Genomic DNA, 23,542 nt, shown 5'->3' with positions numbered 1-23,542 from the left:
TGCCGCTTGCAGCGGGTCGATGTCGGGCCTGCGGTGGGAGGGGAGGGGGAGGGGCGAAAGAAAACGGCCTCTATCAGAGGCCGTTTTCGGTGCAGCTAAGACGGTAGCGCAAGGCTGGTCTTACTTGCGGTCTTCCAGCTGGGTGATGTCGCGCGACTCGTAGCCGGTGTACAGCTGACGTGGACGGCCGATCTTGTAAGGGCTGGAGAGCATTTCTTTCCAGTGCGAGATCCAGCCGACGGTACGCGCCAGGGCAAAGATCACGGTGAACATGCTGGTTGGAATACCGATCGCCTTGAGGATGATCCCCGAGTAGAAGTCGACGTTCGGGTACAGCGAGCGTTCGATGAAGTACGGGTCGGTCAGGGCGATCTCTTCCAGGCGCATGGCCAGTTCGAGTTGCGGATCGTTGTTGATCCCCAGTTCCTTCAGGACTTCGTCGCAGGTCTGCTTCATCACGGTGGCGCGCGGGTCGCGGTTCTTGTAAACGCGGTGACCGAAGCCCATGAGCTTGAACGGGTCGTTCTTGTCCTTGGCCTTGGCGATGAAGGTGTCGATGTTCGAGACATCGCCGATTTCATCGAGCATGGTCAGCACGGCTTCGTTGGCGCCGCCGTGGGCAGGGCCCCAGAGGGCTGCGATGCCGGCAGCGATACAGGCGAACGGGTTGGCGCCCGAGGAGCCTGCCAGGCGTACGGTGGAGGTCGAGGCGTTCTGCTCGTGGTCGGCATGGAGGATGAAGATCCGGTCCATGGCCTTGGCGAGCGTCGGGCTGATCGGTTTGATCTCGCACGGGGTGTTGAACATCATGTGCAGGAAGTTCTCCGCGTACGACAGGTCGTTGCGCGGGTACATCATCGGCTGGCCCATGGAGTACTTGTAGACCATCGCGGCCAGGGTCGGCATCTTGGCAACCAGGCGCACGGCGGAGATTTCGCGGTGCTGCGGGTTATTGATGTCCAGGGAGTCGTGGTAGAACGCCGAGAGCGCGCCGACTACGCCGCACATCACCGCCATCGGGTGGGCGTCGCGACGAAAGCCGTTGAAGAAGCTCTTCAACTGCTCGTGAACCATGGTGTGGTTCTTCACGGTGCTGACGAACTGGGCCTTCTGCTCGGCATTCGGCAATTCGCCGTTGAGCAGCAGGTAGCAGGTTTCGAGGTAGTCCGACTTCTCGGCCAGTTGCTCGATCGGGTAGCCGCGGTGCAGCAGGATGCCTTGATCGCCATCGATATAGGTGATCTTCGACTCGCAGGAGGCGGTCGACATGAAACCTGGGTCGAAAGTGAAGCGGCCCGTGGCCGTCAGGCCCCGAACATCGATTACGTCGGGACCAACGGTGCCGGTTAAAATGGGCAGCTCGACGGGGGCTGCGCCCTCGATGATCAACTGCGCTTTTTTGTCAGCCATGTGGCCTCCTATTTATGCTTGAAATCATCAGACAGACCCCCCACGCAGGGCCCGCACCACTATAGAGGGATAAATCGGAATGTCAATTTGCCTAAAGTCTTGTCCCAGAAGGCTTTGGGAGCGATTTTTTAGCGAAATTCACTGCCATTTACGCCTTTTATAAAGCTAACGCAATCAGCTATTAGGGGGAGGTCTTTGCGTTGTCATTAGTAGCCTAACTGTCTATACTCGGCCACCGACCGCCATGGGCTTCTGGGCCTGTTTTGATGGGGGTCGCACTCCCTGGGTGGTGATTACCTGACCAGTGCACTCCCCAACAACTTTGCCCTGATTGTTAGGGGCTCTTCAGTGTGAAAAAAAGCCGTGAATAGCCAACGACCTGTAAACCTAGACCTAAGGACCATCAAACTCCCCATTACCGGCGTTACGTCGTTTCTTCACCGTGTTTCCGGCATCATCCTCTTCCTGGGCCTCGGCATCATGCTTTACGCATTGAGCAAATCCCTGGGTTCCGAGGAAGGTTATGCCGAGGTGAAGGCGTGCTTGACCAGTCCGCTGGCCAAATTCGTTGCATGGGGCCTCCTGTCCGCCTTGCTGTACCACCTGGTGGCCGGTGTACGCCATCTGATCATGGACATGGGCATCGGTGAGACGCTGGAAGGCGGCAAGCTGGGCTCGAAAATCGTTATCGCCGTATCGGTGGTGGTAATCGTTCTGGCGGGAGTTTGGATATGGTAACCAGCGTTACGAACCTGTCGCGTTCGGGCCTTTATGACTGGATGGCGCAGCGTGTGTCTGCGGTCGTTCTCGCGGCTTATTTCATTTTCCTGATCGGGTACCTCGTAGCGAATCCGGGCATTGACTACTCCCAGTGGCATGGCCTGTTCGCAAACAACTGGATGCGTATCTTCAGTCTGCTGGCCATGGTGGCCCTGGGCGCTCACGCCTGGGTCGGCATGTGGACCATCTCGACTGACTACCTGACGCCGATGGCGCTGGGCAAGTCGGCCACAGCAGTACGTTTCCTTTTCCAGGCAGTATGCGGCGTCGCAATGTTCGCTTACTTCGTCTGGGGTGTGCAGATTCTCTGGGGTATCTGATTCATGGCTAACATTCCAACCATTTCTTTCGACGCCATCATCATTGGCGGCGGCGGCGCCGGCATGCGTGCCGCACTGCAGCTGGCCCAGGGCGGCCACAAGACTGCAGTAGTCACCAAGGTGTTCCCGACCCGTTCGCACACCGTGTCCGCCCAGGGTGGCATCACCTGCGCCATCGCTTCGGCCGATCCGAACGATGACTGGCGCTGGCACATGTACGATACCGTCAAGGGTTCCGACTACATCGGCGACCAGGACGCTATCGAGTACATGTGTCAGGAAGGTCCGGCTGCGGTCTTCGAACTGGACCACATGGGTCTGCCGTTCTCCCGTACCGAAACCGGTCGCATCTACCAGCGTCCGTTCGGTGGTCAGTCCAAGGACTTCGGCAAGGGTGGCCAGGCCGCCCGTACCTGCGCCGCTTCCGACCGTACCGGTCACGCGCTGCTGCATACCCTGTACCAGGGCAACCTGAAGGCCGGCACTACGTTCCTCAACGAGTACTACGCAGTTGACCTGGTGAAGAACCAGGACGGCGCATTCGTTGGCGTGATCGCAATCTGCATCGAAACCGGCGAAACCCTGTACATCAAGTCCAAGGCCACCGTGCTGGCCACTGGCGGTGCAGGTCGCATCTACGCCTCCACCACCAACGCCCTGATCAACACTGGCGACGGTGTCGGCATGGCCCTGCGTGCTGGCGTTCCAGTGCAGGACATCGAAATGTGGCAGTTCCACCCGACCGGTATCGCCGGCGCAGGTGTACTGGTTACGGAAGGCTGCCGCGGTGAAGGCGGTTACCTGATCAACAAGCATGGCGAGCGCTTCATGGAGCGTTATGCTCCAAACGCCAAGGACCTGGCGGGCCGCGATGTGGTGGCACGTTCCATGGTTAAAGAGATCATTGCCGGCAACGGCTGTGGCCCTAACGGCGATCACGTGATGCTCAAGCTCGACCACCTTGGCGAGGAAGTGCTGCACAGCCGCCTGCCAGGCATCTGCGAGCTGTCCAAGACTTTCGCTCACGTCGACCCGGTAGTCGCTCCGGTTCCGGTCGTTCCTACCTGCCACTACATGATGGGCGGCGTTGCCACCAACATTCATGGCCAGGCCATCACTCAGAACGCCGCTGGCGAAGACACCATCATCCCTGGCCTGTTCGCGGTGGGTGAAGTGGCTTGCGTATCGGTACACGGGGCCAACCGCCTGGGCGGCAACTCGCTGCTCGACCTGGTGGTATTCGGCCGTGCGGCCGGCCTGCACCTGGAGAAGGCGCTGACCGACGGTATCGAATACCGCGACGCCAGCGATACCGATGTTGACGTTGCCCTGAGCCGCCTGTCCAAGCTCAACGAGCGCAACACAGGTGAAGATGTCGCGACCCTGCGTCGCGAGCTGCAGAGCTGCATGCAGAACTATTTCGGTGTATTCCGTACCGGCGAATACATGCAGAAGGGTATTGCTCAGCTGGCTGATCTGCGTGAGCGCATCGCCAACGTCAAGATCAACGACAAGTCTCAAGCTTTCAACACTGCGCGTATCGAAGCACTTGAACTGCAGAACCTGCTGGAAGTGGCTGAAGCCACCGCCATCGCTGCCGAAGTGCGCAAAGAGTCCCGCGGCGCTCACGCCCGTGAAGACTTCGAAGACCGTGACGACGAAAACTGGCTGTGCCACACCCTGTACTTCCCGGGTGAGAAGCGCGTTGCCAAGCGTGCGGTCAACTTCTCGCCGAAGACTGTTCCGACTTTCGAACCAAAAGTCCGGACTTACTAAAGGGTGATCGATATGTTGCAAGTTGAAGTTTATCGTTACAACCCTGACACCGACTCGGCGCCGAAAACCCAGGTTTTCCAGGTCGACACCGGTGGCAAGGACCTGATGGTGCTGGACGTGCTGGCGCTGATCAAGGAACAGGACGAGGGTTTCTCCTATCGTCGTTCCTGCCGCGAGGGCGTTTGCGGTTCCGATGGCATGAACATCAACGGCAAGAACGGCCTGGCGTGCATCACGCCGCTGTCTGCCGTGGTCAAGAAGAACAAGCTGGTTGTTCGTCCGCTGCCAGGTCTGCCGGTTATCCGTGACCTGGTCGTCGATATGAGCATCTTCTACAAGCAATACGAGAAGGTGAAGCCATTCCTGCAGAACGACACGCCGGCTCCGGCCATCGAGCGTCTGCAGTCGCCGGAACAACGTGAGAAGCTCGACGGTCTGTACGAGTGCATCCTTTGCGCTTGCTGCTCGACCTCTTGCCCATCCTTCTGGTGGAACCCGGACAAGTTCCTGGGCCCAGCTGCACTGCTGCAAGCCTATCGCTTCCTGGCAGACAGCCGCGACACCCAGACTTCCGAGCGCCTGGCTTCTCTGGATGACCCGTTCAGCGTGTTCCGCTGCCGGGGGATCATGAACTGCGTCAACGTTTGTCCGAAGGGCCTGAACCCGACTAAGGCTATCGGTCACATTCGTAACATGCTTCTGCAGAGCGGCGTGTGATTCAGCTGTTGTACCCGTAGGACCGCTGTACCGTAAAAGCCGAGGCGCGGGCTTCAACCCGCGTCCTGGCTCTAACCTGAGCAGCAGCTCACAAAGTGGCTGCTCTATATTTTTGAAGAAATGAGACAAGCAGGGGCATCCGGGCTGGTACCCGGACTATCAGCGTGATCCTAGGTGGCTTGTTTTGGTCGCTGCATTCGGACTTCTGCAAGCTTGCTCGGTGTCGTCGCCGGTGGTGTTCCCCTAACCGAGGGTGACCAAGCATGCAAGAAAGCGTGATGCAGCGCATGTGGAACAGTGCCTACCTATCCGGTAGTAACGCTGCCTATGTGGAAGAGCTCTACGAGCTCTACCTGCACGACCCTAACGCTGTGCCAGAAGAGTGGCGCACTTACTTTGATAAGTTGCCTGCCGACGGCAACACTGCCATCGATGTTTCGCACTCGACGATCCGCGATCATTTCGTCCTGCTGGCAAAGAACCAGCGCCGCGCCCAACCGGTTTCCGCCGGGAGCGTGAGCAGTGAGCACGAGAAGAAGCAAGTTGAAGTGCTGCGATTGATCCAGGCCTATCGGATGCGTGGCCACCAGGCATCCCAGCTGGACCCGCTGGGACTGTGGCAGCGTCCTGCACCTGCAGACCTGTCGATCAATCATTACGGCTTGACCAATGCCGATCTTGATACGACCTTCCGTGCCGGCGACCTGTTCATCGGCAAAGAGGAAGCGAGCCTACGCGAAATTCACGAAGCGTTGCAGCAGACATATTGCCGCACCATCGGCGCTGAATTCACGCACATCACCGATTCCGAGCAGCGTCAGTGGTTCCAGCAGCGTCTGGAAAGTGTACGCGGCCGTCCTGCCTACTCTGCCGACATCAAGAGCCACTTGCTTGAGCGCGTTACTGCGGCGGAAGGCCTGGAGAAGTACCTGGGCACCAAGTACCCGGGTACCAAGCGTTTTGGTCTGGAAGGCGGCGAAAGCCTGATTCCGATGCTCGACGAGCTGATCCAGCGTTCCGGTTCCTACGGTACCAAGGAAGTCGTGATCGGCATGGCGCACCGCGGTCGCCTCAATGTGCTGGTCAACACCTTCGGCAAGAATCCGCGCGAGCTGTTCGACGAGTTCGAAGGCAAGAAGAAGGTCGAACTGGGCTCCGGTGACGTCAAGTATCACCAGGGCTTCTCGTCCAACGTGATGACTTCCGGCGGCGAAGTTCACCTGGCGATGGCGTTCAACCCGTCCCACCTGGAAATCGTTTCGCCAGTGGTCGAGGGTTCGGTACGTGCTCGCCAGGATCGTCGCAACGATCCGACCGGCGACAAGGTTCTGCCGATTTCCATCCACGGTGACGCGGCCTTCGCCGGTCAGGGCGTGGTCCTGGAAACCTTCCAGATGTCCCAGACCCGTGGTTTCAAGACCGGCGGCACTGTGCACATCGTGGTCAACAACCAGGTCGGCTTCACTATCAGCAACCCGCTGGACGCGCGTTCCACCGAATACGCCACCGACGTGGCGAAGATGATCCAGGCGCCGATTCTCCATGTGAATGGCGATGATCCGGAAGCCGTGCTGTTCGTGACCCAGCTGGCCATCGACTACCGCATGCAGTTCAAGCGTGACGTGGTCATCGATCTGGTCTGCTACCGTCGTCGCGGTCATAACGAGGCCGACGAACCAAGCGGCACCCAGCCTCTGATGTATCAGCAGATCACCAAGCAGCGCACCACCCGTGAACTCTATGCCGATCGCCTGACCCAGGGCGGCGTGCTTGACGCAGAACGCGTCCAGGCCAAGGTCGACGAGTATCGCAACGCGCTGGACAACGGTCTGCATGTGGTCAAGAGCCTGGTCAAGGAACCGAACAAGGAATTGTTCGTGGACTGGCGTCCGTACCTGGGCCACACCTGGACTGCGCGTCACGACACCAGCTTCGACCTCAAGACCCTTCAGGAACTGTCCGCCAAGCTGCTGGAGCTGCCGGAAGGCTTCGTGGTTCAGCGTCAGGTCGCGAAGATCTACGAAGACCGTCAGAAGATGCAAGCCGGCGGCCTGCCGATCAACTGGGGTTATGCCGAGACCATGGCATACGCCACCCTGGCGTTCGAAGGTCACCCGATTCGCATGACCGGCCAGGACATCGGCCGCGGTACCTTCTCGCACCGCCACGCAGTGCTGCACAACCAGAAGGACGCGAGCACCTACATCCCGTTGCAGCACCTGTACGAAGGCCAGCCACGTTTCGATCTGTACGATTCGTTCCTGTCCGAAGAAGCTGTACTGGCGTTCGAATATGGTTACTCGACCACCACGCCGAACGCGCTGGTGATCTGGGAAGCCCAATTCGGTGACTTCGCCAACGGTGCGCAAGTGGTGATCGACCAGTTCATCACCAGCGGCGAGCACAAGTGGGGTCGCCTGTGCGGTCTGACCATGCTGCTGCCACACGGTTATGAAGGTCAGGGTCCCGAGCACTCCTCGGCCCGTCTTGAGCGTTACCTGCAGCTGTGCGCCGAGCACAACATCCAGGTGTGCGTACCGACCACGCCGGCACAGATCTACCACTTGCTGCGCCGCCAGGTGATCCGTCCACTGCGCAAGCCGCTGGTGGTCCTGACTCCAAAGTCGCTGCTGCGCCACAAACTGGCCATCTCGACCCTGGAAGACCTGGCCGAAGGTTCGTTCCAGACCGTTATCCCGGAAATCGATGCACTGGATCCGAAAAAGGTCGAGCGCTTGATTCTGTGCAGCGGCAAGGTCTACTACGACCTGTTGGAAAAACGCCGTGCCGAAGGCCGCGAGGACATCGCTGTCGTACGCATCGAGCAGCTGTACCCATTCCCTGAGGACGACTTGAATGAAGTCCTGGCTCCGTACACCAACCTCAAGCATGTCGTTTGGTGTCAGGAAGAGCCGATGAACCAGGGTGCCTGGTACTGCAGCCAGCATCACATGCGCCGCATCGTTGGCAACCACGACAAGTCGATCGTACTCGAGTACGCCGGCCGTGATGCTTCCGCTGCACCTGCATGCGGTTACGCATCGATGCACGCCGAGCAGCAGGAAAAACTGCTGCAAGACGCGTTTACCGTTTAACGCCTTCGCGCACCTGAAACCGAATTTAAGGAACCACAGATAATGGCTATCGAGATCAAAGCCCCCACTTTCCCGGAATCGGTTGCCGATGGCACCGTTGCCACCTGGCACAAGCAACCGGGCGACGCCGTCAAGCGCGACGAGCTGATCGTCGACATCGAAACCGACAAGGTCGTGCTGGAAGTTCTGGCTACCGCTGACGGCGTGCTGGGCGCTATCGTCAAGAACGAAGGCGACACCGTTCTGTCCGACGAAGTCCTGGGCTCCATCGTCGAGGGCAGTGCTGCCGCCGCGGCTCCAGCTGCCGCTGCTGCTCCGGCCGCTGCTGCCGCTGCTCCGGCTGCCGCCGAAGGCGAGGACGATCCAATCGCCGCGCCTGCTGCACGCAAGCTGGCTGAAGAAAATGGCATCAACATCGCTTCCGTTGCCGGCACTGGCAAGGGCGGTCGTGTGACCAAGGAAGACGTGGTGGCTGCCATCGCCGCCAAGAAAGCCGCTCCGGCTGCTGCACCGGCCAAGGCTCCAGCTCCTGCCGCCGCTGCTCCGGTCTTCGCTGCCGGCGACCGCGTCGAGAAGCGCGTGCCGATGACTCGTCTGCGTGCCAAGGTTGCCGAGCGTCTGGTCGAAGCCCAATCGAACATGGCGATGCTGACTACCTTCAACGAAGTCGACATGACCGAAGTCATGGCGCTGCGTTCGAAGTACAAGGACCTGTTCGAGAAGACCCACAACGGCGTTCGCCTGGGCTTCATGTCCTTCTTCGTGAAAGCCGCTACCGAAGCCCTGAAGCGCTTCCCTGCTGTCAACGCCTCGATCGATGGTTCCGACATCGTCTACCACGGCTATGCGGATATCGGCGTTGCCGTTTCCAGCGACCGTGGCCTGGTGGTACCGGTGCTGCGTAACGCCGAGCTGATGAGCCTGGCCGAAATCGAAAACGGCATCGCCACCTTCGGCAAGAAAGCCCGTGACGGCAAGCTGTCGATGGAAGAGATGACTGGCGGTACTTTCACCATCACCAACGGTGGTACCTTCGGTTCGATGATGTCGACCCCGATCGTCAACCCGCCGCAAGCGGCCATCCTGGGCATGCACAACATCATCCAGCGTCCCATGGCGATCAATGGCCAGGTGGTCATTCGCCCGATGATGTACCTGGCACTGTCCTACGATCACCGCCTGATCGACGGTAAAGAAGCCGTGACGTTCCTGGTGACCATCAAGAACCTGCTGGAAGATCCAGCGCGTCTGCTCCTGGACATCTAAAAAACAGCGGCAAGCTGCAAGTGGCAAGCCTCAAGCTCTATATGCGTGAGGACTTCGAACTTGCCGCTTGCCGCTTGCAGCTTGTTGCTAAAAGGAACCTTTTATGACTCAGAAATTCGACGTGGTAGTGATTGGTGCGGGCCCAGGTGGTTATGTCGCCGCCATCAAGGCCGCACAGCTTGGTCTGACGACTGCCTGCATCGAGAAGTACACCGACAAGGAGGGCAAGCTGGCCCTGGGCGGTACTTGCCTGAACGTAGGTTGCATTCCTTCCAAGGCACTGCTGGATAGTTCCTGGAAATTCCACGAAGCCCAGGATGGTTTTGCCATCCACGGCATCAGCCACTCTGGCGTGAGCATGGACGTTCCGGCCATGGTCGGTCGCAAGGCCAACATCGTCAAAGGCCTGACCAGCGGTGTTGCCACCCTGTTCAAGGCCAACGGCGTCACTTCGATCCAGGGCCACGGCAAACTGCTGGCTGGCAAGAAAGTCGAAGTCACCAAGCCTGACGGTTCGGTTGAAGTGATCGAAGCCGAGAACGTGATCCTGGCTCCAGGCTCGCGTCCGATCGACATTCCGCCGGCTCCGGTAGACCAGAACGTGATCGTGGACTCCACTGGCGCCCTGGAATTCCAGGCAGTGCCAAAACGCCTGGGCGTGATCGGCGCTGGCGTCATCGGTCTGGAACTGGGTTCGGTCTGGTCGCGCCTGGGCGCACAAGTGACTGTCCTGGAAGCCCTGGACACTTTCCTGATGGCAGCCGATGCCGCTGTTTCCAAGGAAGCGCTGAAGACCCTGACCAAGCAAGGCCTGGACATCAAGCTGGGCGCTCGCGTGACCGGCTCCAAGGTCAACGGCGAAGAAGTCGTGGTGACCTACACCGACGCCAATGGCGAACAGACCATCACCTTCGACAAGCTGATCGTTGCCGTTGGTCGTCGTCCGGTGACCACCGATCTGCTGGCTGCCGACTGCGGCGTGACCCTGGACGAGCGTGGTTTCGTTCACGTTGACGATCATTGCGCCACCACCGTACCGGGCGTCTACGCCATCGGTGACGTGGTTCGCGGCATGATGCTGGCTCACAAGGCCTCGGAAGAGGGCATCATGGTTGCCGAGCGCATCAAGGGCCACAAGGCCCAGATGAACTATGATCTGATCCCTTCGGTTATCTATACTCACCCGGAAATCGCATGGGTCGGTAAAACCGAGCAGGCCTTGAAAGCTGAAGGCGTAGAAGTTAACGTCGGCACCTTCCCGTTCGCCGCCAGCGGCCGTGCCATGGCAGCCAACGACACCGGCGGTTTCGTCAAGGTCATCGCCGATGCCAAGACTGATCGCGTATTGGGCGTCCACGTGATTGGCCCAAGCGCTGCGGAACTGGTTCAGCAAGGTGCAATCGGCATGGAATTCGGCACTAGCGCCGAAGACCTGGGCATGATGGTTTTCTCCCATCCGACCCTGTCCGAAGCCCTGCACGAAGCAGCCCTGGCTGTGAATGGCACCGCCATCCACATTGCCAACCGCAAGAAACGCTAAGCAATAATAAGAAACCACGGCGGTTGGCCCGTCGTGAGCCTTGTGCGCAAGACTCACCGCGGAATATCCGCTGGACTCGACCTCTCGAGGAAGCGCCACACGCTGGATCGGAGCCCAGGCTCCGGAATCAGGTGTGGCGCTGGTTTTGAGAGTAGCGGTCACAGGTGGTGCGGCACTCAATCTTGAGCGCAGCGCCGAATGCGCAGTACCTAACGAAGACGGTAAAAAGCATGAATCTTCACGAGTATCAGGGTAAGCAGCTGTTCGCTGAATACGGCCTGCCAGTATCCAAAGGCTACGCGGTAGACACCCCGGAAGAAGCAGCAGAAGCTTGCGACAAAATCGGCGGCTCCGAGTGGGTTGTCAAAGCCCAGGTTCACGCCGGTGGTCGCGGTAAAGCGGGCGGCGTTAAGCTGGTTCGCAGCAAAGAAGACGCTAAGGCATTCGCTCAGCAGTGGTTGGGCAAGCGTCTGGTGACCTATCAGACTGACGCCAATGGCCAGCCTGTCACCAAGATCCTGGTTGAATCGTGCACTGATATCGCTAAAGAGCTGTACCTGGGCGCTGTCGTTGACCGTTCGAGCCGTCGCATCGTGTTCATGGCTTCCACCGAAGGTGGCGTGGACATCGAGAAAATCGCTCACGACACTCCAGAAAAAATTCTCAAGGCCACTATCGATCCACTGGTTGGCGCTCAGCCATTCCAGGGTCGTGAACTGGCTTTCCAACTGGGCCTGGAAGGCAAGCAAGTTGCCCAGTTCGCCAAGATCTTCGTAGGTCTGGCCAAGCTGTTCCAGGATCACGATCTGGCCCTGCTGGAAGTGAACCCGCTGGTGATCAAGGCCGACGGCGATCTGCACTGCCTGGACGCGAAGATCAACATCGACGCCAACGCCATGTACCGTCAGCCTAAGTTGAAGACCTTCCACGATCCGTCCCAGGACGATCCGCGCGAAGCCCACGCTGCCAAGTTCGAACTGAACTACGTAGCCCTGGAAGGCAACATCGGCTGCATGGTCAACGGTGCCGGCCTGGCCATGGGTACCATGGACATCGTCAACCTGCACGGCGGCAAGCCAGCCAACTTCCTCGACGTAGGTGGTGGTGCTACCAAAGAGCGCGTGACCGAAGCCTTCAAGATCATCCTGTCCGACGCCAACGTCGCTGCAGTACTGGTCAACATCTTCGGCGGCATCGTTCGTTGCGACATGATTGCCGAAGGCATCATTGGCGCCGTGAAAGAAGTCGGCGTGAAAATCCCGGTTGTTGTTCGCCTTGAAGGCAACAACGCTGAACTGGGCGCCAAAGTACTGGCAGAAAGCGGCTTGAACATCATCGCTGCTACCAGCCTGACCGACGCTGCTCAACAAGTTGTCAAAGCTGCGGAGGGCAAATAATGAGCGTCCTGATCAATAAAGACACCAAGGTTATCTGCCAGGGCATTACCGGTTCGCAAGGTAGTTTCCACACCCAGCAAGCCATCGAATACGGCACCAAGATGGTTGGCGGCGTAACTCCGGGCAAAGGCGGCACCGAGCACCTGGGCCTGCCAGTGTTCAACACCGTGAAAGACGCTGTAGCTGCCACTGGCGCCACCGCCAGCGTGATCTACGTTCCAGCTCCTTTCTGCAAGGACTCGATCCTGGAAGCGGCTTTCGGCGGCATCAAGCTGATCGTCTGCATCACCGAAGGCATTCCTACCCTGGACATGCTGGACGCCAAGGTTAAGTGCGACGAGCTGGGCGTTACCCTGATCGGCCCTAACTGCCCAGGCGTGATCACCCCAGGCGAATGCAAGATCGGCATCATGCCAGGTCACATTCACTTGCCAGGCAAGGTCGGTATCGTTTCCCGTTCCGGCACCCTGACCTACGAAGCTGTGAAGCAGACCACTGACGCCGGTTTCGGTCAGTCCACCTGCGTCGGCATCGGTGGTGACCCGATCCCGGGTTCGAACTTCATCGACATCCTGAAGCTGTTCCAGGAAGACCCGAAGACCGAAGCGATCGTAATGATCGGTGAGATCGGCGGTTCGGCTGAAGAAGAAGCGGCTGCCTACATCAAGGCACACGTGACCAAGCCGGTTGTTTCCTACATCGCTGGTGTGACTGCTCCTCCGGGCAAGCGCATGGGCCATGCTGGCGCAATCATCTCTGGCGGCAAAGGCACTGCAGACGAGAAGTTCGCTGCTCTGCAAGACGCAGGCGTTAAAACCGTGCGTTCGCTGGCAGACATCGGCAAGGCCCTGGCCGAGCTGACTGGCTGGGCGGTCAAGTAAGCCTCGCGCTCGACTTGCAGCTCTGCTGACAAAGGCCACCCCCGGGTGGCCTTTGTGCTTTCTGGGGCTTTATAAAGACCTGGAGAGGGTAGGGGGATTAATACCCGCGGAAATATAGTTATAGAAAAGCGACATTTGCGATGTCGCATATAAGAAAATTCGCACCGTGCCGGTGCGCTCGTCTTACAGATTCGTTACGCTAGCCGCCTCTTTGATGTGTCTGCTACCCACAAGGTCGCGGCACGCTAAACGGGTCAGTCTTATACGGATTGACAGCATTTCCCTCACCCAAAAGGGAAATCCCTCTCTAAATTCCGATTCAGTAGTGTGGTATTTCCTTAATGAAAGTGTTGAAAGGCCAGGACATTCTGGCACTCGGTTTCATGACCTTTGCCCTGTTCGTCGGGGCAGGCAACATCATCTTCCCGCCTATCGTCGGCTTGCAGTCCGGACCCCATGTCTGGATGGCGGCGCTGGGCTTCCTGATCACCGCGGTCGGCCTGCCGGTGATCACCGTGGTAGCCCTGGCCAAGGTGGGCGGCGCAATGGACTCCTTGAGCAGTCCTATCGGCAAGGTCGCTGGCGGCCTGCTGGCGGCAGTGTGCTACCTCGCGGTGGGGCCGCTGTTCGCTACCCCGCGTACGGCCACCGTGTCCTTCGAAGTGGGCCTGGCGCCCCTGACCGGTGAAAGCCCGCTGGCACTGGCGCTCTACAGCACCGTCTACTTCCTGCTGGTGTTCTTCATCTCCCTGTACCCGGGCCGCCTGCTGGATACCGTTGGCCGCTTCCTGGCACCGTTGAAGATCATTGCTCTGGCTGTCCTGGGCATCGCGGCGTTCGCCCTGCCGGCCGGCGACATTGGCCAGGCCACCACGGAATACGTGGCGGCGCCATTCTCCCAGGGCTTCATCAACGGCTACCTGACCATGGACACCCTGGGTGCGCTGGTCTTCGGCATTGTCATCGTCAACGCCATCCGTTCCCGTGGGGTCGAATCGCCACGGTTGATCACCCGTTATGCAGTGACCGCCGGCCTGATTGCCGGTGTAGGCCTGGCGCTGGTCTATGTCAGCCTGTTCCGCCTCGGTTCCGGCAGTCACGAAGTCGCCGCCGGTGCTACCAATGGTGCGGCAGTGTTGCATGCCTATGTGCAGCACACCTTCGGTTCCCTGGGCAGCGGTTTCCTCGCGGTGCTGATCTCCCTGGCCTGCCTGGTGACTGCGGTGGGCCTGACCTGCGCCTGCGCCGAGTACTTCAGCCGTGTCCTGCCGTTGTCCTACAAGACCCTGGTAGTGATTCTGGCGACCTTCTCGTTGCTGGTATCGAACCTGGGCCTGACCAAGCTGATCGCTTTCTCGATCCCGGTGCTGACCGCCATTTATCCGCCTTGTATCGTTCTGGTGGGCCTGAGCTTCTGCAAGGACTTCTGGCAGGATCAGCGCCGCATCGTCGGACCGGTGATGCTGGTGTCGTTCATCTTCGGTCTGATTGATGCCCTCAAGGGCACCGTTTTTGCCGATTTGATTCCGCGCCAGTTCTCCGACCTGCCGTTGAGCGAGCAAGGCCTGGCCTGGCTGGTACCGTCAGTGATCGTCCTGGCGCTGGCCGTGGTCTGCGATCGCCTGCTGGGCAAGCGCAGCGAAGCCCTGGCTTGATCCAACCCGTGCTTGCCGGCTGCCACAAGCGGTCGGCAAGCACTGATGAAAATGCCCCGTATCCATCGATACGGGGCATTTTTTATGGGCGTTGCACGGTGTCTTTTTCCCCTGCGAGGCGTCGAAGCACTGGTCCTCGCTCTCGCCAATGCCTACAGGAATGTGCATGTCGTTCATCCAAGCCAATCAGATCCACCTACTGGCCGCCCTCTGGTTCATTGTCTGCTGGGGTGGCTATACCCGCTACGCCAGCTGGAAGGGCCGGGACACCGCCTGCCTGGCCAGTGTCCTGCACCTGTATCGCGAGGACTGGATGCGCCGCATGCTGCTGCGAGACAACCGCATTGCCGATGCCAGCGTCATCGGCAACCTGGAGCGCAACGCCTCGTTCTTCGCTTCCAGTACCCTGATCATCCTGGCGGGCATTCTCACTGTGCTGGGCGCTTCGGAGCGTGCAGTGTCGCTGCTGGCGGACATTCCCATGGTGCAGCAAGCATCCCAGGGGATGTCGGAGATCAAGCTGCTGTGCCTGGCGCTGGTCTTTGTCTATGCCTTCTTCACCTTCAGTTGGTGCATGCGCCAATACAACTTCGCCGCGGTGCTGGTGGGTTCGGCGCCGATGATCGGCGAGCGACACGTGTCCGAGCAGGAGCGCAAGGCCTTCGCGGCACGAGCGGCGCGAGTGATTTCCATGGCGGCCAACCAGTTCAACTTCGGCCTGCGCTCGTATTATTTCGGCATGACCATGCTGGCCTGGTTCGTCAGCCCCTGGCTGTTCATGCTGATGAGCAGCGGAGTGGTGCTGGTGCTCTACCGTCGCGAGTTTCACTCCGACGTGCTGGATGTCATGGTCTATACCCCTACTGAGGCGCCATTGCCCGAGGTGAGCAAGGAGACGAACGGATGAGCATTCCATTCTGGTGCGTGTTTGCCAGTGCACTGCTGATATTCATTGCCCGGATGCCGGTGGCCAGGGCCATGAAGGAGCAGGGCGGCTACGACAACCATTTGCCACGCCAGCAGCAGGCCCGATTGAGTGGACTCGGTGCCAGGGCCCTGGCGGCGCATCAGAACAGTTTCGAAGCCTTCATCCTGTTCGCGGTCGGTGTGTTGATGGCGCATACCACACAGACCCAGGGTTGGTTGATCGATGCCCTGGCGATCGTTTTCGTGATTGCCCGCGTGTTGTACCTGGCATGTTATCTGGCTGACCTTGCGTGGCAGCGAAGCCTGTTCTGGGGCGTCGGCCTGTTGTGCTCCTTGTTATTGATGCTTAGTCCAACTTTTCGTTGGCTGTTGCTCTAGAAGTTTTGCCAGAAACGATAAAGCCCGCACTTGGCGGGCTTTATTCTGTGTGGCGCTAAAACCGACTTAGTTGGTTTTAGGAGCTGCTTCCTTGGCGCTTTCTTCTGCAGCGGCCTTGTTGGCTTCAGCCTGATCTTTGGCAGCTTCGGCGTTTTCCTTGGCTGCGTCGTTCACCTTATCCTGAGCCTCGTTCATTTTCTGTTGGGCTTGCTCAGCATGTTGGTTGGCATCTTGAGCTTTGTCCTCGGATTTCTTGTCGCAGGCAGCCAGACCGAGCGAGGCGGTCAGCATCAGGGCAATAGCTAAAGTCTTACGCATGGGGTGTTTCTCCTGAGTGAAGATGTCTACTGGCTTTTCGATCATAGCCTGGTGATTTAAGTTCCTTCGGTTGCACAGATATATTAAGTATTGATGTCACGGAACTTTTTCCTGCTTTGCCTCATGCATATTCCTGAAAATAAAAAGAGACGTTTGCCATGGTGCAAGACCTTATCTTCGAGCGTGCGAAACGCTTTATTTCTGCATTGCGCCACTGTCAGGTGCTGGGTATTTACGTCCATAGTGCCTCTGAACAGGGGATGACCCTGGCCTTGCCCTACAGCCCGCAGATTGTCGGCGATCCCCATAGCGGAGTGATCCATGGCGGGGCCCTGACCACGCTGATGGACACCGCCTGCGGCTTGGCCACGCTGTGTGTGCTGCCCGAGTTCGAGGTGTGCCCGACCCTGGACCTGCGCATCGACTACATGCATCCGGCTCAGCCTCACCAGGCTGTGTTCGGGTTTGCCCAGTGTTACCGGGTCACCCGCGATGTGATCTTCACTCGTGGTTTTGCCTATCAGGACGATCCCGAGCATCCGGTGGCCCATGTCGTGGGCACCTTCATGCGCATGGGCAAGGGGCTGCCTGGTGCCGGCAAGGGAGAGCGGACATGAATGAGGATCTCAAGACCTTGCTGGACCAGGCGCACCAGGCAGGGGAGTACGGGCCGTTGCTGCAAAGGATTCCTTATGCGGCATTGATTGGCGTGGAGTGCTCGCGCCTGGGCGATGAGCTGCTGTTCCGCTTGCCGGCCAGCAAGGACAACATTGGCAATCCCATGCTGCCGGCACTGCATGGTGGCGTGATCGCAGGTTTCATGGAGCTGGCGGCAGCCCTGCATCTGTTGATCTTCACCGGAGCGCCAGAGGTGCCGAAGATCATCGACTTCTCGCTGGACTACCTGAGCGCCGGACGCTTTCGCGATACGTTCGCCCGTTGCCAGGTGTGCCGCCAGGGACGACGGGTGGCCAACGTCGCCATCACTGCCTGGCAGAGCACTGCCGATGAGCCGATTGCCACCGCTCGGGCACATTTCAAGATTCAGGAGGGGGGCGGCTCTTGAAATCCGCTCGGTGATCCCCACTTTCATGTCATCCCGCCGCTCACCGCTTCCGGAGTGCGGCCAATGCCATCTGATTGGAGTGTGATGACCATGAGTGTGGAAACTCAAAAGGAAACCCTGGGCTTCCAGACCGAGGTGAAGCAACTGCTGCACCTCATGATCCATTCGTTGTATTCCAACAAGGAAATCTTCCTTCGCGAATTGATCTCGAACGCCTCCGACGCGGTCGACAAGTTGCGCTTCGAAGCCCTGTCCAAGCCCGAGTTGCTGGAAGGCGGCGGCGAGCTGAAGATCCGTGTGAGCTTCGACAAGGACGCGAAAACCGTCACCCTCGAAGACAACGGCATCGGCATGAGCCGTGAAGATGTGATCACCCACCTGGGGACCATCGCCAAATCCGGCACCGCCGACTTCATGAAAAACCTCAGCGGCGACCAGAAGAAGGATTCGCACCTGATCGGCCAGTTCGGCGTGGGTTTCTACTCTGCGTTCATCGTTGCCGACCAGGTTGAAGTGTTCAGCCGCCGTGCCGGCCAACCCGCCAGCGAAGGTGTGCACTGGTCGTCCAAAGGCGAAGGCGAGTTCGAGGTCGCGACCGTCGACAAGGCCGAGCGCGGCACCCGCATCGTGTTGCACCTGAAGTCCGGTGAAGAAGAGTTCGCCGATGGCTGGCGTCTGCGCAACATCATCAAGAAGTACTCCGACCACATCGCCTTGCCGATCGAGCTGCCCAAGGAGGCCGCTGCCGCCGAAGGCGAAGAAGAGCCGGCGCTGGAATGGGAAACCGTCAACCGCGCCAGTGCCCTGTGGACCCGTCCGCGTACCGAAATCAAGGACGAGGAATACCAGGAGTTCTACAAGCACATCGCCCATGATTTCGAGAACCCGCTGAGCTGGAGCCACAACAAGGTCGAAGGCAAGCTGGAATACAGCTCCCTGCTGTATGTACCGGCCCGCGCGCCATTCGACCTGTACCAGCGTGAAGCGCCGAAGGGCCTCAAGCTCTACGTGCAGCGCGTGTTCGTCATGGACCAGGCCGAATCCTTCCTGCCGCTGTACCTGCGCTTCATCAAGGGCGTGGTGGATTCCAACGACCTGTCGCTGAACGTCTCGCGGGAAATCCTGCAGAAAGACCCGATCATCGATTCGATGAAGTCGGCGCTGACCAAGCGGGTCCTGGACATGCTGGAGAAACTGGCCAAGAACGAGCCCGAGCAATACAAGGGCTTCTGGAAGAACTTCGGCCAGGTGATGAAAGAAGGCCCGGCCGAAGATTTCGCCAACAAGGAGAAGATCGCCGGCTTGCTGCGCTTCGCTTCCACCTTGGGCGACGACGGCGAGCAGAACGTCTCCCTGGCCGACTACCTGGCGCGGGCCAAGGAAGGCCAGGACAAGATCTACTTCCTCACTGGCGAGTCCTATGCCCAGGTCAAGAACAGCCCGCACCTGGAGGTCTTCCGCAAGAAAGGCATCGAAGTGCTGCTGCTGACCGACCGGATCGACGAGTGGCTGATGAGCTACCTCAACGAATTCGACGGCAAGAGCTTTGTCGATGTGGCGCGTGGTGACCTGGACCTGGGCAACCTGGATTCCGAAGAGGACAAGAAGGCTGCCGAGGAAGTCGCCAAGACCAAGGAAGGCCTGGTGGAGCGGATCAAGACCGCCCTGGGTGAGAACGTCAGCGAAGTGCGGGTTTCCCATCGCCTGACCGACTCTCCGGCGATCCTGGCCATCGGCGAGCAGGACCTGGGCCTGCAGATGCGCCAGATCCTTGAAGCCAGCGGGCAGAAGGTTCCGGACTCCAAGCCGATCTTCGAATTCAACCCGACTCACCCGCTGATCGAGAAACTCGACGGCGAGCAGAGCGACGAGCGCTTTGGCGACCTGTCGCACATCCTCTTCGACCAGGCGGCCCTGGCGGCCGGCGACAGCTTGAAGGACCCGGCGGCCTATGTGCGACGCCTGAACAAGCTGTTGGTGGAGCTGTCGGTTTAATCACGTTGCAGGAAAAACCCGCCCTCTCGGCGGGTTTTTTCATTCTGGTGTCCCCTACTGGAGAAACTGAGTCATGAGTCAAATCACAGTGCGTTCCGTGGTGTATCAGATCGATGGACAACCCTATGAAGGTCGCCTGGCCTTCGATGCCGCTCATGCGGGCGCGCGTCCGGGGCTGCTGATGGCACCGAACTGGATGGGCGTCACCGACGGCGCGCAAAAGATCGCCGAGGCTGTCGCCGCCAAGGGCTATGTGGTGCTGATTGCCGACCTGTACGGCCAGGCGCTGCGCCCACGTGACTTCAACGAGGCAGGCGCGGCGATGACCCCGCTGAAGGATGACCGAGCCTTGTTGCGCAAGCGCATGCAGGCTTCGTTCGCCGCCTTGCAGGCCCAGGTCGAGGCACCGGTCGACACATCGAAGCTGGCGACCTTCGGTTTCTGCTTCGGTGGTTGCTGTGCCCTGGAACTGGCGCGCAGTGGTGCGGCCGTGAAGGCGGCGGTGTCGTTCCACGGCACCCTGGATACCCCCACGCCTGGCGATGCCTTCAACATCCAGGGAGCGGTGCTGGTGCTGCACGGCGCGGCAGATCCGTTCGTGGCCAAGGAGCAGCTGCCGGCCTTCGAAGCGGAAATGGACGCGGCAGGGGTGGACTGGCAATTGGTCAGCTACGGCGGTGCGGTGCATTCCTTCACCGATACCCACGCCAATGTCCCGGGCAAGATGATGTACGACGCCAAGATCTCGGCCCGGGCCTTCGCCACCATGCATCACTTGCTGGACGAAGTGTTCAAGGACTGAGATGTGACTCTTGCTGGAGCCGGCCCGCCGGCGCCAGCGGTTTTCTCGTGGTCAGCGACGGGCCTGTGGCAGTTCGATGCGTTCGCTCTCGCCCGGCACCTGCGGCCAGTCTCCGGCAGTCCAGCGCCGGCGCGCCTCGTCGATCAGGGCAGGATCGCTGGCGACGAAGTTCCAGTTGACCCGCCGTGGCCCATCCAGGGGCGCACCGCCGATCAGTACCGCGTGGCACTCGCTCTGGGCGAACAGCGTGGCGTTTTCCCCTTCCGGCAATACCACCAGCGAGTGCGCGGGCAATGGCTCGCCGTCCAGTTGTGCTTCTCCATCCAGCACATACAGGGCCCGTTGCTGATGCTCGGTGGGAATCAGCAGGCTGGTGGCGGTCTGCAGCCGCAGCTCGGCATACAGGGTCGGGGAGAGCACTGGCACTGGTGATGCCAGGCAGAAGCCACTACCGGCGATCATGCGAATGCTCACGCCAAGGTTGTCGCTGACCGGCAGGCTGCTGGCCGGGTGGTGGCTGTAATGCCCCGGGCCTTGCTCGTGTTCCCTGGGCGAGGCCAGCCAGACCTGCAGGCCATGCATCTCGAAACCCTGGGCCAGCAAGGGCGCTGGTGTGCGCTCGACATGGGCGATCGCGCTACCGGCGGTCATCCAGCTGACATCCCCGGCCTCGACGATCTGATCCGAGCCCAGGCTGTCCTTGTGCTGGATCTGTCCGGCGAACAGGTAGGTCAGGGTGGACAGGCCGATATGCGGATGCTGGCGGATGTTCATGCCTTTGCCCGCGGCGTAGCGGGTTTCCAGCATGTGGTCGAAGAACACGAAGGGCCCGACGCTGCGGCACTGGGCCGACGGCAGGGGACGCAGAATGGGCTGGCCTTCAACGTCCTCGGCACGGGGACGGATCACGAGGGGGGAGTTCATGGCGGATTCCAGGCTGATCGGGTTATGCCCGGGAGCATAACCCGCTTGTGCCGGCCTTGCCGCTACTGACTGAAGGCGCCTTCGGAGAGGTGGGTCTCGATGCTGACTTCGCTGGTGGTCATCAGCTTGTGGATCGGGCAACGGTCGGCCACCCGGTGCAACTCATCGCGCTGATCGTCGGTGAGCACACCCTTGAGGGTCAGCTTCACGTGCAGGGCGTACTTGCCCTTGGACTCCTCGCTGTTGTCATGCTTGATTTCCACCGTGACCCCGGTGAGCGGGATGTTCTTCTTCTGTGCGTAGAGCTTGAGGGTCAGGGCCTTGCATGCCCCCAGGGCGGCGTCGAAGTAATCGTGGGGTTCGGGGGCGGTGCCTTCGCCGCCTGCGGATTTGGGCAGGTCGGTGAAGAAGTGGTGGTCCTCGTCCACCTGGATACTGTGGCGGTAACCTTCGCTGGACTCGGTGTTGACGGTAATGGTCATGGCAAACCTCAGGCAGTGATTGATGGAACCAGGCATTAAAGGTGCTGAAGTTATAGAGCATCGCACAACGCGAGCGTTCCCCTTTTTCTGAACCTGCGACCTGGCGTCACGGTCTCCTGCTTCGAACCTCAGGAGTGGGCGCGGTGCACTGGAACGCTTTCTACGCAGGCACATTGTGGATCTGCGCGCTGCTGCCCCTGGCGACGGCCCAGGCTCGGGACTACGTCTACAGCGATGCGCACCTGCACTACGTCGACTTCTTCCAGGAAACCCAGGGCATGCCTGCGTTGCTCAAGGCCATGGCCGACAACCGGATCGAGCAGGTGATGATCTCCGGGATTCCGGTGGCCAAGAAATGGCATGAGGACGAACCCAAGCGCCCACGCTACTACGCAGGTGACGATGCCGGTGCCTATTGGTACAGCGCCACCGATGTACTGGTGGCCGCTGCGGTGAAGCAACTGCCGGTCGAGCAGCGTCGGCGTCTGCATCCGTTCCTGTCGGGGTTCAATCCCAATGACAAGAATGCCGCGGCCCACGTCCGGCGCATGCTCGAGCTCGATCCGGGGCTCTGGCAGGGCATCGGCGAGGTTTTCACCCGCCACGACGACCTCACCGCGCTGATCGATGGCGACACGCCACGGGCCAACAACGAGGCCCTGGCCAAGGTCTACCGCCTGGCCGCAGAGCACGATCTGCCGGTAATGCTGCACTCGAACATCACCTCCAAGCGTGAGCGCAACCCTCTGTACCTGGCGGAAATCGAAGAGCCCCTGGCTCAGCATCCGCAGACGCGTTTCATCTGGGCCCATGCCGGCACCAGCGCCGAGATCCATCGCCACCAGGAGCACCTGGGGTTCTTGCTGCCCACCCTGGAGCGCTTGCTGGAGCGTTATCCCAATCTCTACATCGATTTGTCCTGGAGCCTACTCACCCCTTATCTGCTGGACGAGCAAGGCACGGCTCGCCCTGAGTGGCTGCACCTGGTGGAGCGCTTTCCAGAGCGGTTCATGCTGGGTTCGGACGTGGTCGGTCGCTTCGACAAGCTGGGGCAAGAACTGCACGGCTTCGATGGGTTCCTCGATGCCCTGCCAGAGGAGGTGGCTCGCAAGGTAGCCCGTGACAACTTCCTGGCCATTCTCCCGGCCTCACGCTGAAGTCGCTTCTGTCACGGACTGTCATCAACCTGTCACTCCTTCTTCATAAGCTCGCGCCATCTCAAACAAGGAGCGCGATATGCATCTCACTCGTTCAAGCGTCCTGGCGGCGCTGATGATCTTCAGCGGCCTGGCCTGCGCCGAGGTCCGCGTCGAAGGCGCCGTGGAGTACGGCTTGTTCGAAGGACCCAAGGCCGAGCTGCAGTCCGGGGAGCGGATACTGCGCCGCAGCAACGAGAAGATCCAGCAGACCTCCGTGGTGCCGGCCAGGCTGGGCACCAAGTTCGGCATGCGCTACCAGTTGCAGGGCAAGGTTGCCGATGGCCAGCCCCTGACCCTGTTGTACCTGACACCCGGCATCCGCACGCCGGACGGGGTGCGCCATGACAAACTCGAGGTCACCCAGAAACTGGTGCCCAATGCGCCCCAGGATGTGATGGCCTACGAATTCACCGAAAACCATGAAATCGTCCCGGGTGAATGGCACTTCATGGTGTTCCAGGGCGACCGTTTGTTGGCAGAACAGCGATTTTCCGTGCGCTGAATCGTTTTACGCCCAGGTATCGAAGTGCTTGGGCGTTTTGATATCACTTTTTCGTCTTACGCAAATTCCTTCCGGCCCGATACCGTCTAAGAGCACCCTGCTGCAAGGTCTT

The 23,542-nt window shown here is 59.9% G+C and carries 22 protein-coding genes; 18 read left to right on the top strand and 4 right to left on the bottom strand.

Annotated features, from left to right (window positions below; genetic code table 11):
* Window positions 1-120 precede the first annotated feature (120 nt).
* Window positions 121-1,410: a citrate synthase gene (gltA, locus tag LGQ10_RS10420; protein WP_058434373.1), complete on the bottom strand. Its 1,290-nt coding sequence runs from the start codon at window positions 1,408-1,410 to the stop codon at window positions 121-123.
* A gap of 363 nt (window positions 1,411-1,773) precedes the next feature.
* Here gltA and sdhC point away from each other — a divergent pair, with 363 nt between their 5' ends.
* From sdhC to LGQ10_RS10360, 12 genes are all read left to right on the top strand, one after another.
* The gene (sdhC, locus tag LGQ10_RS10415; RefSeq protein WP_226525492.1) at window positions 1,774-2,148 is read left to right on the top strand and encodes a succinate dehydrogenase, cytochrome b556 subunit; all 375 of its coding nucleotides are present in this window, start codon (window positions 1,774-1,776) and stop codon (window positions 2,146-2,148) included.
* The gene (gene sdhD / locus LGQ10_RS10410) at window positions 2,142-2,510 is read left to right on the top strand and encodes a succinate dehydrogenase, hydrophobic membrane anchor protein (protein ID WP_058434371.1); all 369 of its coding nucleotides are present in this window, start codon (window positions 2,142-2,144) and stop codon (window positions 2,508-2,510) included. The genes sdhC and sdhD overlap by 7 nt, the downstream gene beginning before the upstream one ends.
* A gap of 3 nt (window positions 2,511-2,513) precedes the next feature.
* Window positions 2,514-4,286, top strand: coding sequence for a succinate dehydrogenase flavoprotein subunit (gene sdhA, locus LGQ10_RS10405; protein WP_058434370.1), 1,773 nt, complete (start codon window positions 2,514-2,516; stop codon window positions 4,284-4,286).
* 12 nt (window positions 4,287-4,298) lie between these two features.
* Window positions 4,299-5,003: a succinate dehydrogenase iron-sulfur subunit gene (locus LGQ10_RS10400; protein WP_058434369.1), complete on the top strand. Its 705-nt coding sequence runs from the start codon at window positions 4,299-4,301 to the stop codon at window positions 5,001-5,003.
* Between the two features lie 263 nt (window positions 5,004-5,266).
* Window positions 5,267-8,098 carry a 2-oxoglutarate dehydrogenase E1 component gene (locus tag LGQ10_RS10395; protein ID WP_226525491.1) on the top strand — a complete coding sequence of 944 codons (2,832 nt, stop codon included), beginning with the start codon at window positions 5,267-5,269 and terminating at the stop codon, window positions 8,096-8,098.
* Window positions 8,099-8,140: 42 nt separating this feature from the next.
* The gene (odhB, locus tag LGQ10_RS10390) at window positions 8,141-9,364 is read left to right on the top strand and encodes a 2-oxoglutarate dehydrogenase complex dihydrolipoyllysine-residue succinyltransferase (RefSeq protein WP_058434367.1); all 1,224 of its coding nucleotides are present in this window, start codon (window positions 8,141-8,143) and stop codon (window positions 9,362-9,364) included.
* 103 nt (window positions 9,365-9,467) lie between these two features.
* Window positions 9,468-10,904: a dihydrolipoyl dehydrogenase gene (gene lpdA, locus LGQ10_RS10385; RefSeq protein WP_058434366.1), complete on the top strand. Its 1,437-nt coding sequence runs from the start codon at window positions 9,468-9,470 to the stop codon at window positions 10,902-10,904.
* 230 nt (window positions 10,905-11,134) lie between these two features.
* A complete protein-coding gene (gene sucC, locus LGQ10_RS10380; protein ID WP_025128638.1) occupies window positions 11,135-12,301 on the top strand; it encodes an ADP-forming succinate--CoA ligase subunit beta in 1,167 nt (388 codons plus the stop codon).
* The gene (gene sucD / locus LGQ10_RS10375; RefSeq protein ID WP_003223019.1) at window positions 12,301-13,182 is read left to right on the top strand and encodes a succinate--CoA ligase subunit alpha; all 882 of its coding nucleotides are present in this window, start codon (window positions 12,301-12,303) and stop codon (window positions 13,180-13,182) included. The genes sucC and sucD overlap by 1 nt, the downstream gene beginning before the upstream one ends.
* Window positions 13,183-13,523: 341 nt before the next feature.
* A complete protein-coding gene (gene brnQ / locus LGQ10_RS10370; protein WP_058434365.1) occupies window positions 13,524-14,837 on the top strand; it encodes a branched-chain amino acid transport system II carrier protein in 1,314 nt (437 codons plus the stop codon).
* Between the two features lie 166 nt (window positions 14,838-15,003).
* Window positions 15,004-15,744: a DUF599 domain-containing protein gene (locus LGQ10_RS10365; protein ID WP_226525490.1), complete on the top strand. Its 741-nt coding sequence runs from the start codon at window positions 15,004-15,006 to the stop codon at window positions 15,742-15,744.
* A complete protein-coding gene (locus tag LGQ10_RS10360) occupies window positions 15,741-16,142 on the top strand; it encodes an MAPEG family protein (protein ID WP_058434401.1) in 402 nt (133 codons plus the stop codon). The genes LGQ10_RS10365 and LGQ10_RS10360 overlap by 4 nt, the downstream gene beginning before the upstream one ends.
* A 66-nt stretch (window positions 16,143-16,208) precedes the next feature.
* On the opposite strand, the gene LGQ10_RS10355 is transcribed toward LGQ10_RS10360, so the two are convergent.
* A complete protein-coding gene (locus LGQ10_RS10355) occupies window positions 16,209-16,460 on the bottom strand; it encodes a hypothetical protein (protein WP_058434404.1) in 252 nt (83 codons plus the stop codon).
* 158 nt (window positions 16,461-16,618) lie between these two features.
* Between LGQ10_RS10355 and LGQ10_RS10350 the strand changes: the two genes are divergently transcribed.
* The 4 genes from LGQ10_RS10350 (at window position 16,619) to LGQ10_RS10335 (ending at window position 20,323) form a co-directional block, all read left to right on the top strand.
* Window positions 16,619-17,077 carry a PaaI family thioesterase gene (locus LGQ10_RS10350; protein WP_058434400.1) on the top strand — a complete coding sequence of 153 codons (459 nt, stop codon included), beginning with the start codon at window positions 16,619-16,621 and terminating at the stop codon, window positions 17,075-17,077.
* Complete coding sequence (locus LGQ10_RS10345; RefSeq protein WP_058434399.1) at window positions 17,074-17,526, top strand: PaaI family thioesterase; 453 nt, start codon at window positions 17,074-17,076, stop codon at window positions 17,524-17,526. The genes LGQ10_RS10350 and LGQ10_RS10345 overlap by 4 nt, the downstream gene beginning before the upstream one ends.
* A 90-nt stretch (window positions 17,527-17,616) precedes the next feature.
* Window positions 17,617-19,521: a molecular chaperone HtpG gene (htpG, locus tag LGQ10_RS10340; protein ID WP_058434403.1), complete on the top strand. Its 1,905-nt coding sequence runs from the start codon at window positions 17,617-17,619 to the stop codon at window positions 19,519-19,521.
* 73 nt (window positions 19,522-19,594) lie between these two features.
* Window positions 19,595-20,323, top strand: coding sequence for a dienelactone hydrolase family protein (locus LGQ10_RS10335; RefSeq protein WP_226525489.1), 729 nt, complete (start codon window positions 19,595-19,597; stop codon window positions 20,321-20,323).
* Between the two features lie 51 nt (window positions 20,324-20,374).
* Here LGQ10_RS10335 and LGQ10_RS10330 read toward each other — a convergent pair whose 3' ends face one another.
* Complete coding sequence (locus LGQ10_RS10330) at window positions 20,375-21,247, bottom strand: pirin family protein (protein ID WP_226525488.1); 873 nt, start codon at window positions 21,245-21,247, stop codon at window positions 20,375-20,377.
* Between the two features lie 62 nt (window positions 21,248-21,309).
* The gene (locus LGQ10_RS10325; protein ID WP_058434397.1) at window positions 21,310-21,729 is read right to left on the bottom strand and encodes an OsmC family protein; all 420 of its coding nucleotides are present in this window, start codon (window positions 21,727-21,729) and stop codon (window positions 21,310-21,312) included.
* A 173-nt stretch (window positions 21,730-21,902) separates the two neighbouring features.
* Here LGQ10_RS10325 and LGQ10_RS10320 point away from each other — a divergent pair, with 173 nt between their 5' ends.
* Together LGQ10_RS10320 and LGQ10_RS10315 are read left to right on the top strand one after the other, a co-directional pair.
* Window positions 21,903-22,886 carry an amidohydrolase family protein gene (locus tag LGQ10_RS10320; protein ID WP_413247617.1) on the top strand — a complete coding sequence of 328 codons (984 nt, stop codon included), beginning with the start codon at window positions 21,903-21,905 and terminating at the stop codon, window positions 22,884-22,886.
* A gap of 79 nt (window positions 22,887-22,965) precedes the next feature.
* On the top strand, window positions 22,966-23,430 hold the full coding sequence (locus LGQ10_RS10315; RefSeq protein ID WP_226525486.1) for a DUF3859 domain-containing protein: 465 nt from the start codon (window positions 22,966-22,968) through the stop codon (window positions 23,428-23,430).
* Window positions 23,431-23,542: the final 112 nt, after the last annotated feature.

This window comes from Pseudomonas sp. L5B5, assembly GCF_020520285.1.
Lineage (GTDB): Bacteria > Pseudomonadota > Gammaproteobacteria > Pseudomonadales > Pseudomonadaceae > Aquipseudomonas.
Note: the sequence above shows the minus strand (reverse complement) of the source record. Positions and strands in the feature narration are given on the sequence as shown.